The following is a 13,089-nucleotide window of genomic DNA, read 5'->3' as shown; positions in this document are numbered from 1 at the left end:
CGCTGGCGTGACGGGAGTGGTGAGAAAGCGGTGTGAAGTGCGACGCGCATCAGTACTATTGATGCGATGGCAACCACGATCGCAACACCCTATGAAGACTTGCTGCGCGACACTCTCGCTCACGGCGTGACGAAAGGTGATCGCACGGGCACCGGCACCCGCAGTGTGTTCGGTCGCCAATTGCGGTTCAATCTCGCGGAGGGTTTTCCGCTTATCACGACCAAGCGTGTTCACTTCAAGTCGATTGCCTACGAGTTGTTGTGGTTCTTGCGCGGCGAGAGCAACGTGTCGTGGTTGCGCGATAACGGCGTGACGATCTGGAACGAGTGGGCGGATGCTGCGGGCGAGCTCGGCCCGGTCTATGGGGTGCAGTGGCGTTCCTGGCCAACACCCTCGGGTGAACAGATTGACCAGATTTCTGAGGTCATCGAGCAGATCACGACCAACCCTGATTCTCGGCGGTTGATCGTCTCTGCGTGGAACCCCGCTGACATTCCCACCATGGCATTGGCGCCGTGCCACGCGTTCTTCCAGTTCTATGTGGCCGATGGCAAGTTGTCGTGCCAGTTGTACCAGCGCAGCGCCGACCTTTTCTTGGGCGTTCCGTTCAACATTGCCAGCTACGCGCTGCTCACCCATATGGTGGCGGAGCAGACCGGGCTCGAGGTGGGAGACTTCGTTTGGACCGGTGGCGATTGTCACATCTACGACAACCACGTCGAGCAAGTGACCGAGCAGCTGACTCGCGAGCCGTACGCTGCACCACAACTGAAGATTACGAGCGCACCCAAGAGTATCTTTGACTACGTCTACGAAGACTTTGAGATCGTCGGCTACGAACACCACCCCGCCATCACAGCCCCGGTCGCGGTGTGAGTGACGCGACTCGTCCTGTCGCGGTCGCGCTTATTTGGGCGCAGTCCGCTGGCGGAATCATTGGCCACAACGGTTCGATGCCGTGGCATCTTCCCGAAGACCTGGCTCACTTCAAAGAACTCACGCTCGGCAGCCCCGTCATCATGGGGCGCAAAACGTGGGACTCTTTGCCTCCACGATTCCGCCCGCTGCCCGGTCGCCGCAACATCGTTGTCACGCGCCAAGAAGAGTGGAACGCGCCGGGAGCTGAGGTTGCTCACACCGTGGAGTCTGCCATTGCCCTAGCTGCGGCATCCGCGTCGGCAGTGGATGCCAACCTGACCGATCGTGGGCACGGCAAGCCGGTCGACACCGTGTGGGTTATCGGTGGCGCCGAGATCTTTGCGTCGGTGCTCGACAGCGCCGATCGCCTCGAGGTTACCGAGATTTGCGAGACGTTTGAGGGCGACACAGTGGCGCCCGAACTAGCTGACGAGTGGATGCTTGTCGCGAGCGATCCGAGCGATGAGTGGCACACCTCAGCTACCGCCCTTCGCTACCGATTCCTGAGTTACGAGAATCAGCGGGCTCAGCAGCGGTAGCCTAGAGGGGTGACTATTGAAAATCCCTTCGGCCAAGTCCTTGTTGCGCTTATCACGCCCTTCACCGCAGACGGTGAAGTGAGCTGGCCCGACGTAGAAAAGCACATCGATGATGTGATCAGTTCTGGCGCCGACGGCATCGTCGTCACCGGCACCACGGGAGAGACGAGCACGCTCACCGACCCCGAGAAGATCAAGCTAGTTGAGGTTGCGAAGTCCGTTTCGGCCGGCCGCGCCAAGATCATCACGGGCGGTGGCTCGAACGAGACCGCGCACGCCATTGAGCTGTACAAAGCCAGCGAGAAGGCCGGCGCCGACGGCGTCATGATCGTCACCCCGTATTACAACAAGCCGACTCAGGCTGGAGTGCTCACACACTTCCGTATGATCGCGGATGCGACCGATCTTCCGGTGATCCTGTACGACATCCCTGGTCGCACCGGCATCCCGATCACGTACGAGACGATTCTGCGTGCCGCCAAGCATCCCAACATCCTTGCCGTCAAAGACGCCAAGGGTGACTTCAGCGAGGTGAGTCGCGTGCTCAACCAGACCGACCTCATGTACTTCTCGGGCGACGACTCGAACGTGCTGCCACACCTCGCGATCGGCGCTTCGGGGCTCATCGGAGTTACGGCGAATATCGCTCCCGCTCCGTACCGTGTGATCGTGGATGCGGTTAATGCTGGCGACCTCGCCACTGCTACCGCGGCGCACCAAGCGCTTGAGCCGCTCGTCCGTGCTGCCATGACTCACGTTCCGGGAACTGTTGCCGCCAAGTACATCCTTCAGGGCCTCGGCCGCATCTCGAGTGCGCGTGTGCGTTTGCCGCTGGTGGGGCCAGAAGATGCCGAAGCCGCGATGATTGAGGATGAGTTGGCGCTGGTTGGCGAGATCAAGGGCCTTGATCTGTCGAACTTTCGTCCCGACCGCAATGCCGCTGCCGGCGGAGCGCTACCCAAAGTCGCGGGAGCGACCCGATAGTTTCCCCGCGAGGGTAGGGTCTGGTGTGCGCCAGAGCCACATTTTTAGCACGGGGGCTGACGGCCCCACCCCACTAAATGCAAGGTACTGAATGCCCGTTTCTGTTTTTGACCCGCCCGCTCTCGAGAAGGGCACGCTCCGTGTGACCCCGATTGGTGGTCTTGGCGAAATTGGTCGCAACATGACCACGTTCGAGATTGACGGCAAGATCCTCATCGTCGATTGCGGCGTATTGTTTCCCGAAGAGCATCAGCCGGGGGTCGACTTGATCCTGCCTGACTTCAGCTCTATCCGCGATCGTCTTGACGACGTTCTGGGAATTGTGCTCACGCACGGGCATGAAGACCACATCGGGGCCGTGCCCTACCTGTTGCGCCTGCGTGAAGATATTCCGCTGATCGGCTCAACACTCACTCTGGCCCTGATCGAAGCCAAGCTCAAAGAGCACCGCATCAAGCCCTACACCCTCAACGTTACCGAGGGTCAGAAGGAGAAGATGGGGCCGTTCGATCTCGAGTTCGTCGCGGTCAACCATTCCATTCCGGATGCTCTTGCTGTCGCCATCACGACCGTTGCCGGCACTGTGTTACACACTGGCGACTTCAAGATGGATCAGTTGCCGCTCGACAACCGCATTACTGACCTGCGTGCTTTTGCCCGCCTCGGTGAAGCCGGTATCGACCTGTTCCTTTCGGACTCGACGAACGCCGATGTTCCCGGCTTCACGCCGAACGAACGCGACATCGGCCCGGTTCTCGAAGCTGTTATAGCGAAGGCTCCGCGCCGAGTGATCGTCGCCAGCTTCTCCAGCCACGTGCACCGGGTACAGCAAGTGTTGGACGCCGCGATCGCGAACAACCGCAAAGTTGTTCTCATGGGGCGCTCCATGGTGCGCAACATGGGTATCGCTGCCGATCTCGGGTTCCTCAAGGTTCCCGACGGAGTGCTGTTGGACGCCAAGAAGGCCGTCAACTACCCCGACAATCAGCTCGTGTACATGTCCACGGGAAGCCAGGGCGAGCCAATGGCTGTGCTCGCGCGTATGGCCAACATGGAGCACCAGATTGAGGTGGGCGAGGGCGATACTGTCATCCTCGCCTCCAGCCTCATCCCGGGTAACGAGAACGCGGTATACCGCGTCATCAATGGCCTCACCAAGCTGGGTGCCAACGTCGTTCACAAAGCCAACGCCAAAGTTCATGTCTCGGGCCACGCTGCAGCCGGGGAGTTGCTCTACTGCTACAACATCCTTCGTCCCAAGAACGTGCTGCCGGTTCACGGTGAGTACCGTCACTTGGTCGCTAACGCGAACCTCGCGATTCAGTCCGGCGTGCCGGCTGAAAACACGATCATCGCCGAAGACGGCACCGTCATCGACCTCAAGGACGGCCACGCTGCCGTCGTAGGTCAGCTCGATGTCGGCCTCGTCTACGTTGACGGTTCAAGCGTCGGCGAGATCACGGATGCTGACCTCAAGGATCGCCGCATCCTCGCCGAAGAGGGCTTCATCTCCATCTTCGTTGCCGTGGATGCGCAGACCGGCAAGGTCATCGTTGGCCCCGAGATTCAGTCGCGTGGCTTCGCGGAAGACGAGAACGTCTTCGATGCCGTACTCCCGCAGGTGGTCAAGGCTTTGACGGATGCCGCCGAAAATGGAACGCGCGACACTCACGCGTTCGCTCAAGTTGTTCGTCGCACCGTCGGCCGCTGGGTTAACACGCAGCACCGTCGTCGACCGATGATCGTCCCGGTCGTTATCGAGGCGTAACGAAGTACTAATGGCGCGGAGGCTTCGGTCTCCGCGCCATTGTTGTGCGCCCAAATAGTGCACGGAATAGTGGACCCAGCATGGTCATCGTCGCGCTCAGAGCTGCTCATTGAGTGTCGCTGCGGTGCTCTGACAGAGGCCACAGGTAGCTTGGAATCATGGCTACGCGTACAACGTCGAACTCGCGCTCGGGTGCGTCGAAACCGCGCGCCAAGAACACAACAAACAAGACTCAAGCAACCAAGAGGCTCCCGCGGAGCAAGCAAGCGCCGGTCGAGCCCGAAGGGCCTTTGACCAAGCTGTGGCTCGCTCTTGCGCACATGGTGGGAGGCGCTTTCCGCGTCTTCGGCCGTGAAGAACTCACCAAAGATGAGCGCCGTGACGGGGTTCCGTTCTTGTTCTTCTTGCTGGCTATTGTCGGGGCCGTCGTGGAATGGTTTAATCCGACAGACTCCGTTGCGATCGCGCTCGATGCCTACACGTTCGGTGGGCTCGTTGGCCGCGTGGCCTTCGCGCTCCCTGTCATCCTGTTGCTGCTCGCGGTTTGGATGTTCCGGCATCCGTCGAGCGTGCATGACAACGGCCGCATCGGCATCGGCCTCAGCATTCTTATCGTCACGGTTGCGGCGCTGTGCCACGTGTACACCGGTCAGCCACACCCCTCAGAGGGCGCAGAGATCATTGCTCGTGCCGGGGGAGTCTTTGGTTGGCTTCTCGCAAACCCCTTGCTCTGGCTCGGGGGAGAGTGGCTCGCGGTGCCCATCATCGTGTTCCTTCTGGTGCTCTCGCTCTTCATCATTACTAAGACGCCACCGAACCGTCTGGGGTCGCGACTTCGTGAGCTTTACGCTTACCTCTTTGGCGCTCAGCTGCAGACAGACGAGGAGCGCGCTGCGGCCAAGCTGCAGGCTAACTCAAGCAAAAATGATTCGGTTCAATTCGGTTCTCTAACCGACATCGGGCTGGGCGACAACGACACTAGTTCGTTACCCTGGTGGCGTCGCAATAAGTCGCATCCGGTCGAAGATAAGGCATTCGATAGCCCGGTTATTGGGCGCGACAATTCCACCGAGGTCGTTGACTCCGCGCCGAAAGCGCTCCCCACTCCGCCTCCCGCTGCGAAAGATCTCACGAAGAAAGAAGAAGATTTCGGGGTCGAGCTTCTCGAAGATCTCCTCAAGGCCGAAGACGCCGTCAAAAAGTACTCAACAGGAGAAGTGGATGCGCCCGCCACCGGCGTTCGTGACGACGGCCCTGGCATCCTCCCCGGTTTCACCACCAAGGCAAGTGAAAAGGGGCAGGCCGGCGAGTTCGATGGCCCGCATGAAACCACTCCGCAACAATCGGCCGTGACGTACCGACTGCCGCAAGCATCCATGCTTTCGGCCGGCACGCCGCCAAAGTCGCGCTCGGCTGCCAATGATGAAGTCGTCGCCGCCATTACCGAGGTGCTCAAGCAGTTCGGCGTGGATGCCACCGTGACTGGCTTCAGTCGCGGCCCCTCGGTCACTCGCTACGAACTGGAGCTCGGTCCGGGGGTCAAGGTCGAGCGCGTCACGGCCCTCGCCCGCAACATCAGCTACGCAGTGGCGAGCAACGAGGTCAACATCTTGTCTCCGATCCCCGGTAAGAGCGCCATCGGTGTGGAGATCCCCAATAAGGATCGCGAGATTGTGTCGCTCGGGGACGTCCTGCGCTCTAGCGCGAGCACCAAGAGCGAACATCCGTTAACGATCGGTCTGGGTAAAGACGTTGAGGGCGGCTTTGTCGTGGCGAATCTAGCCAAGATGCCTCACTTGCTTGTGGCCGGTTCGACCGGATCTGGTAAGTCGAGTTTCGTCAACTCCATGATCACCTCGGTGCTGATGCGCGCCAAGCCCGCCGAAGTGCGCATGGTGCTTATCGACCCGAAGCGCGTTGAGCTCTCGATCTATGCCGGGGTCCCTCACCTCATCACGCCCATCATTACGAACCCGAAGAAGGCTGCCGAAGCCCTCGCGTGGGTCGTGAAGGAGATGGATATGCGGTACGACGACCTCGCAAGCTTCGGCTACCGCCACATTGACGACTTCAACCGGGCCGTCATCGCTGATGAGATCAAGCTTCCTGAGGGCAGCCAACGCAAGCTCAAGCCATACCCGTACCTCCTCATCGTGGTCGACGAGCTCGCCGACCTCATGATGGTGGCGCCGCGCGACGTTGAAGACTCGATCGTGCGCATCACCCAGCTGGCGCGTGCGTCAGGGATTCACCTCGTGCTGGCAACCCAGCGACCCAGCGTGGATGTCGTAACCGGTCTGATCAAGGCCAACGTGCCGTCGCGCCTTGCCTTTGCGGTGTCGAGTATGACCGACTCTCGCGTGATTCTCGATCAGCCGGGTGCCGACAAGCTCATCGGCCAAGGTGACGCGCTGTTCCTGCCCATGGGCGCATCCAAGGCCATTCGTGTTCAAGGTGCATGGGTGCCTGAGAGTGAAGTTGCTGAGATCGTGCAGCACGTGATCGCTCAAGCTCAGCCTGAGTACCGCAACGATGTCACCGCCGTCGCGGAAAAGAAGCAGATTGATGCTGACATTGGCGATGACCTTGATGTCCTTCTCGCCGCGACTGAACTCATCGTGAGCACGCAGTTCGGATCTACGTCGATGCTGCAGCGTAAACTCCGGGTCGGCTTCGCTAAGGCCGGCCGTCTGATGGACCTGCTGGAGTCTCGCGAGATCGTTGGCCCCTCCGAAGGGTCGAAGGCCCGCGACGTTCTCGTGACACCCGAACAACTACCGGCGGTGCTTGCTCGATTGCGGGGGGAAGACGAGCCTGGTCCGGTTGACGCGGTTGAAGAGTCTCTCAGCGGATACGATGAAGTAGAAAGCTCCTCAGATGAGGACGCTTGGAATTTGACCGATCGGGAGTGATCGCGTGGGTGAACAACCTGTTTCGGAGTCCACTCCACCCGTAGATTCTGGCTTCTCGATGCGTGGACGAGTGCTCCGTCGCGGCGACACGCCAGCATCTAACGGCAATATCGCCAACATCATCACGGTGGTACGCATCTTCATGGCGCCGGTCTTTATCTGGCTGCTCTTGCTTGATGGTGGTGAGATGGGGCCGATTCGCTACATCGCGGCGGCGTTCTTCATTATTGCGATTGTCACGGATGCGGTCGACGGTCATTTGGCTCGAGGCCGGAATCTGATTACCAATGTCGGCATCATCCTCGATCCGATTGCCGACAAGGTTCTCACCGGCGGGGCCCTTGTGGCGCTCTCCATTCTGGGTGAGTTGCCATGGTGGATCACTATTCTGATTCTCGTGCGCGAGTTTGGCATCACGATTTATCGCTTCGCCGTCCTCTCTAAGGTCGTCGTTCCCGCGTCGCGCGGTGGCAAGCTCAAAACGGTTCTTCAAGCTGTCGCGATCGCGCTGTTCCTCGTTCCCTTGTTTACCGTGCTCGGCTCGTGGGTTCTGTGGCTCAACTGGTCGGTCATGGCCATCGCTGTCGTACTCACGGTCTACACCGGCATCGAGTACTTGTGGCTCGCCTGGCGCCACACGCGTGCATCCAAGCCAGTAACTACAACCCCAGGAGTGTGACCCTTCTCTCGTGACTACTGAAGAACTCGCCACAAAGATCGTGGCGATTCTCACCGAACAACGTCTCACGCTTGCGCTGGCAGAATCCCTTACGGGTGGCATGTTGTGCGCTTCTCTCGTCGCCGTTCCCGGTGCTTCGGCCGTGCTCAACGGATCCGTTGTGGCGTACAACACGGCCATCAAGCATCAGGTTCTCGGGGTCGACGCGAGTCTCCTAGCCATCCACGGCACGGTGTATCCGGATGTCGCAGCCCACATGGCGATGGGAGCACGCGAGATCCTCGGCGTGGGCGACCAACAGGCATACTTCGGACTGGCGACAACAGGTGTTGCTGGGCCAGGTCCGCACGAGGGCAAGGAGCCGGGAACCGTGTTTATTGGTTTCGCGGCTACAGGCTTCGTCGAGACGCGTGACTTCCACTTCACGGGGGATAGGCACGAGATTCGCGAGCAGGCGGTTACGGCAGCGCTGCAGTGCCTCTACGACTACCTCACGTCAGAGGACTAACGCGGGCGCATTTCCGGAGGGGCTTCGGGATACCGCCTGGCGAAGCAGTGTCGCGACCGCCCCAAAAGAGGTGACAGATTCGCCCTAGTGGCGGGAATATCCTACGTTTCGGTGCGGTTACAGTAAGCGAACTCACAAGGCTTCTCCAGAGTGGAGCAGCTAGAGTTCTCAACATACAAGTGGCTGTAGTCTTAACTATCCAGAGTTATCTGGTCGCACGATTCAGCCAGAAAGGGAGTGTCCAATGGTTCTAGTTCGTCAAGAAATCGGTGACGTTCTCCGTGACTTCCGCTTGCAAAAGGGACGCACCCTTCGACAGGTCGCAAGCAAGGCGAGCGTCGCGCTCGGCTACCTCAGCGAGGTAGAGCGTGGTCAGAAAGAGGCCAGTTCTGAGATTCTCGCGTCGGTTGCCGAAGCTCTCGATACACCTATCTCGGTGATCATGCGCGAAGTCGGAGACCGACTCGCTGTCATCGAAGGCGCCACCACAATTCCCGATACTCTGCCCGACGAGCTCGTCGCAGAGTTCGATTCCAACTTGGTTACGCGCTAGCCCAGTACGTCGAATGCCCCGTTCCGGTGTGGAGCGGGGCATTCGTGCTGTGTGCGGAGTTGTGCGCGTTTAGGCTGGTGGAATGCGACGGAGTGAGTTTTGGTTAGCGGTTTCCGATGAGTTCGGCGAGGCCTACGGTCGCGTGCTCGTTAATGACCAAGTGTTGGGTGCTGTTGGCGGTATCACCGCGTCGCAAGCGCTAGCCCGAGGAATCCCGACTAAGCAAGTCTGGTCGGCCTTGTGTGATGCGATGGATGTCCCCGCCGATCGCCGTTATGGCGTAGGTCAGCGCGAACCGAAGAAGTAGTTTCTTTCGGCCCGCGTGGCGCGTTCGAACATCTGTTCGATATTGTTAGTCTTCTCCCTAACATCCATTCGAATATTGCTTTATGGATGCGTTGCGCCCGTCGTAGTCCTGAAATGTCAGAGCCTGCACGTAGCGTGGCATGAGCAACACAGCCTTTGTCGGGAGGTTGCGGACCTTGCAGCATCGGTCCACATCAATCGCGACAGCCTATGGGCAGCAACCTACGACCACTGGAGAAAAGTAATGCCATCAGCAGCAGACCGCGAGAAGTCTCTCGAGACCGCTCTCGCTCAGATTGACCGTCAATTCGGCAAGGGCTCAGTCATGCGCCTCGGTAGCGATGAACGCGCTCCGGTCGAGGTAATCCCTACTGGCTCGATCGCGCTCGACGTCGCACTCGGTACGGGCGGTCTTCCGCGTGGTCGAATTGTGGAGATTTACGGTCCTGAGTCGTCCGGTAAGACCACGCTCACGCTCCACGCCATTGCTAATGCACAACGCAACGGAGGCATTGCGGCCTTCATCGACGCTGAGCACGCACTCGACCCGGAGTACGCCGCCAAGCTGGGTGTCGATATCGACGCACTTCTCGTCTCGCAGCCCGACACCGGAGAGCAGGCGCTTGAGATCGCCGACATGCTTGTGCGAAGCGGTTCGATTGATCTTATTGTCATCGACTCTGTCGCTGCACTGGTTCCTCGTGCTGAGATCGAGGGTGAAATGGGCGACTCCCACGTCGGCCTTCAAGCTCGCCTTATGTCGCAGGCGCTGCGCAAGCTCACGGGTGGGCTTAGCCAGACCAACACGACCATGATCTTCATCAACCAGCTGCGCGAAAAGATCGGTGTCTTCTTCGGCAGCCCCGAGACAACCGCCGGCGGTAAGGCGCTCAAGTTCTATGCATCCGTTCGCCTCGACATTCGTCGCATCGAAACGCTCAAGGATGGCACGGATGCAGTGGGTAACCGCACGCGTGTCAAGGTCGTTAAAAACAAGATGGCTCCGCCCTTCAAGCAGGCAGAGTTCGACATTCTTTATGGTGTTGGAATTTCTCGCGAAGGTAGCCTTATCGACTTCGGCGTCGACCATGGGATCGTTCGTAAGTCAGGTGCGTGGTACACCTACGATGGAGATCAGCTCGGGCAGGGTAAAGAGAAGTCTCGTGCATTTCTCCTGCAGAACCCCGAGATCGCCCTGGAGATCGAGCAAAAAATCATGCGCAAGCTCGGAATCGGCGCCGAGGCTAAGGCAGCCAATGCATTAGAGGCGAAGGCTGTCGCAGAAGAGGCTGCCGCCGCTGAGAAGGCGGCACAGACGTCGCCCCAGACTGATGGACCCACGTTGCCCGTCGCCAACAAAACCTCTACGGTGCCGCTCAAGAAAGCATCCGGACAGTAAAGAACGCTATGGCAATCTCCGACGGCGACCACATCGCACCTGTCATCAACCTGTTTGGTGACTGCACAACGGCGCGTACCGACCCTACTGTGGCGGGGTCGTCGTCGGAGAGTGTCTCCCAACTCGATGCCGAGCCTTACGAGGAAGAGAACGAGCAGGGTTGGGCTGACGAGGCCCCCAACGAACCGGCGCCCTACGACGCGCCCGACTTAGCGGTCGGCGTTACGGTGCCCCACGCGGCGGGGGAGTCGGAAACGACCCTCGCGCCCGTTGTGTCGATCAGTCCCAAGGCCGCGGTGCCGATGATGAGCGATCGTGACGCTGTGCGCCTTCAGACACACAGCGAACACGATCCCGCGCCATTAGAACGGGGCGAGAAAGTCGCGGCGAAAGGGACTGAGCAATCCAACGTGCAGGGCGAAGCGGCAACGAGGGCAGCGCGGCGGGAAGCACGCGATGGGTTCTCGGAGATCAGTCGAGTGAGCATGCGTGCGCTGGCTCGTCGCGGTATGTCCACGCATGAGATGACTCAGTTTTTGACGACAAGAGAGTTCGAGATTGAGCAAATCGATGCTGAGATCGAACGTCTCGAAAGCTCGGCGCTTCTCGATGACGCTGCCCTCGCTGAAACGCTCACTCGAACACTGCGGGAGCGCAAAGGGCTCGGCGCTGCCGCAATTACGGCTGAACTTCGCCGTCGCAACATCGATCAAGAGCACATCGATGCTGTTGTCGACTTTGAGCGAGACGAAGAACAAGAGCGGGCAAACGAACTCGCTTTCAAGCGAGCCCCGCAGTTGCGCTCGCTCGACACCGTTACGGCCAAACGCCGCTTGAGTGGTTTCCTCATGCGCAAAGGTTATTCGGGCTCCGTGGTCTCAACAGCGGTTAATGCGGCCCTCGCTGCCGGTGGCGAATCTTCCAACGGCCCCAGATTTCGATAGCACCCGTCAAGACCTGCGCCGCTTGAGGCTTAAGGTGGAACACATGATCGACGAAAAACTGGCGAGCCCGCGCAGCTATGAAGTGCGCACCTACGGATGCCAGATGAATGTGCACGACTCCGAACGTCTCAGCGGTTCCCTTGAAGCCGCCGGCTATATCCGCGCCACCGAGGGCCAAGCTGACGTTGTCGTCATCAATACCTGTGCCGTTCGCGAGAACGCCGACAACAAGCTCTACGGCAACCTCGGCATGCTTGCGAGCGTCAAAAAAGAACACGACGGCATGCAAATTGCCGTCGGCGGTTGCCTTGCGCAAAAGGATCAGGGCGTCATCCTCGAAAAGGCCCCGTGGGTCGACGTGGTGTTCGGCACCCACAACATGGGCTCGCTTCCCGCGCTGCTCGAGCGCGCCCGGCACAACGAAGAAGCTCAGCTAGAGATTCTCGAGTCCCTCGACATCTTTCCCTCGACGCTTCCCACCCGTCGAGAATCGACCCACAGCGCGTGGGTCTCGATCTCGGTCGGCTGCAACAACACGTGCACGTTCTGCATCGTTCCCACGCTGCGCGGCAAGGAGAAGGACCGCCGCCCCGGCGAAATTCTCGCTGAAGTGCAAGCAGTCGTCGATGACGGTGCCACCGAAGTAACTCTCCTCGGGCAAAACGTGAATTCCTACGGCGTTGAGTTCGGTGACCGTCAAGCATTCAGCAAACTTCTTCGCGCCACCGGGTCGATCGAAGGTCTCGAGCGCGTGCGGTTTACAAGCCCGCATCCGGCTGCGTTCACCGACGACGTGATTGACGCGATGGCCGAAACTCCCAATGTCATGCCGCAACTGCACATGCCGCTTCAGTCCGGCTCCGACCGCATCCTCAAGGCCATGCGTCGCAGCTACCGCTCGACCAAGTTCTTGGGCATCCTCGAACGCGTTCGTGCGCAAATGCCGGATGCCGCCATTACGACCGACATCATCGTGGGTTTCCCGGGCGAGACCGAGGAAGACTTCCAAGAGACACTTCGCGTCGTCGAAGAGTCTCGCTTCGCGTCGGCCTTCACCTTCCAGTACTCGATTCGCCCGGGAACCCCCGCGGCCACCATGGATGATCAGATTCCCAAAGAGGTCGTGCAAGAGCGTTACGAGCGCCTCGCCGCTCTGCAAGATCGCATCTCGCGTGAAGAAAACGACAAGCAAATCGGCCGCACACTGCAGGTGATGGTCACGGCGAGTGAGGGTCGCAAACAGGCCGAGACCGCACGACTGTCGGGCCGGGCCGAAGATTCCCGCCTCGTGCACTTCAACGTTCCCGAGGGCAGCGCAACTCCACGTCCCGGTGATGTTGTCACGTTGACGGTGACCGAGGCTGCAGCGTTCCACCTCGTGGCGGATACCCCTGCGGGGGGCCAGCTCGACATCCGCCGCACCCGCGCGGGCGATGCGTGGGATCGGGCCCAAGCCGCATCGTGTGGAGTGCCGTCAACTGGCTCTGCCGGCGACGCTGCCCCCAAAGTCTCGTTGGGGCTGCCGACGCTCCGCGTCGCTACGACGCCCATCTACGACCCCAGCGACTCGCTGCGCTAA

At 59.9% G+C, this 13,089-nt stretch carries 12 protein-coding genes; all 12 read left to right on the top strand.

Annotated features, from left to right (window positions below; genetic code table 11):
* The first annotated feature begins 66 nt into the window (after positions 1–66).
* Entirely contained in the window at positions 67–876 is an 810-nt protein-coding gene (locus tag ACR3YK_RS00260; RefSeq protein WP_486175272.1) for a thymidylate synthase, read from the top strand.
* Positions 873–1,457, top strand: coding sequence for a dihydrofolate reductase (locus tag ACR3YK_RS00255; RefSeq protein ID WP_486175271.1), 585 nt, complete (start codon positions 873–875; stop codon positions 1,455–1,457). The genes ACR3YK_RS00260 and ACR3YK_RS00255 overlap by 4 nt, the downstream gene beginning before the upstream one ends.
* Before the next feature lie 9 nt (positions 1,458–1,466).
* On the top strand, positions 1,467–2,441 hold the full coding sequence (gene dapA / locus ACR3YK_RS00250; protein ID WP_486175270.1) for a 4-hydroxy-tetrahydrodipicolinate synthase: 975 nt from the start codon (positions 1,467–1,469) through the stop codon (positions 2,439–2,441).
* Between the two features lie 91 nt (positions 2,442–2,532).
* The gene (locus ACR3YK_RS00245; RefSeq protein ID WP_486175269.1) at positions 2,533–4,209 is read left to right on the top strand and encodes a ribonuclease J; all 1,677 of its coding nucleotides are present in this window, start codon (positions 2,533–2,535) and stop codon (positions 4,207–4,209) included.
* A 158-nt stretch (positions 4,210–4,367) separates the two neighbouring features.
* Positions 4,368–7,121 carry an FtsK/SpoIIIE family DNA translocase gene (locus ACR3YK_RS00240; protein ID WP_486175268.1) on the top strand — a complete coding sequence of 918 codons (2,754 nt, stop codon included), beginning with the start codon at positions 4,368–4,370 and terminating at the stop codon, positions 7,119–7,121.
* A 4-nt stretch (positions 7,122–7,125) separates the two neighbouring features.
* On the top strand, positions 7,126–7,800 hold the full coding sequence (pgsA, locus tag ACR3YK_RS00235; RefSeq protein WP_486175267.1) for a CDP-diacylglycerol--glycerol-3-phosphate 3-phosphatidyltransferase: 675 nt from the start codon (positions 7,126–7,128) through the stop codon (positions 7,798–7,800).
* A gap of 10 nt (positions 7,801–7,810) precedes the next feature.
* Positions 7,811–8,308, top strand: coding sequence for a CinA family protein (locus ACR3YK_RS00230; protein ID WP_486175266.1), 498 nt, complete (start codon positions 7,811–7,813; stop codon positions 8,306–8,308).
* A gap of 244 nt (positions 8,309–8,552) precedes the next feature.
* The gene (locus tag ACR3YK_RS00225; RefSeq protein ID WP_100390079.1) at positions 8,553–8,861 is read left to right on the top strand and encodes a helix-turn-helix domain-containing protein; all 309 of its coding nucleotides are present in this window, start codon (positions 8,553–8,555) and stop codon (positions 8,859–8,861) included.
* Positions 8,862–8,943: 82 nt separating this feature from the next.
* Positions 8,944–9,168, top strand: coding sequence for a DUF3046 domain-containing protein (locus tag ACR3YK_RS00220; protein ID WP_486175265.1), 225 nt, complete (start codon positions 8,944–8,946; stop codon positions 9,166–9,168).
* Between the two features lie 243 nt (positions 9,169–9,411).
* The gene (gene recA / locus ACR3YK_RS00215) at positions 9,412–10,566 is read left to right on the top strand and encodes a recombinase RecA (protein ID WP_486175264.1); all 1,155 of its coding nucleotides are present in this window, start codon (positions 9,412–9,414) and stop codon (positions 10,564–10,566) included.
* Positions 10,567–10,574: 8 nt separating this feature from the next.
* Positions 10,575–11,510, top strand: a complete 936-nt coding sequence (locus ACR3YK_RS00210; protein ID WP_486175263.1) for a regulatory protein RecX — start codon at positions 10,575–10,577, stop codon at positions 11,508–11,510.
* 43 nt (positions 11,511–11,553) lie between these two features.
* Entirely contained in the window at positions 11,554–13,089 is a 1,536-nt protein-coding gene (miaB, locus tag ACR3YK_RS00205; protein WP_486175262.1) for a tRNA (N6-isopentenyl adenosine(37)-C2)-methylthiotransferase MiaB, read from the top strand.

The sequence above is a fragment of the Salinibacterium sp. 10G20-15 genome (genome assembly GCF_057365065.1).
Note: the sequence above shows the minus strand (reverse complement) of the source record. Positions and strands in the feature narration are given on the sequence as shown.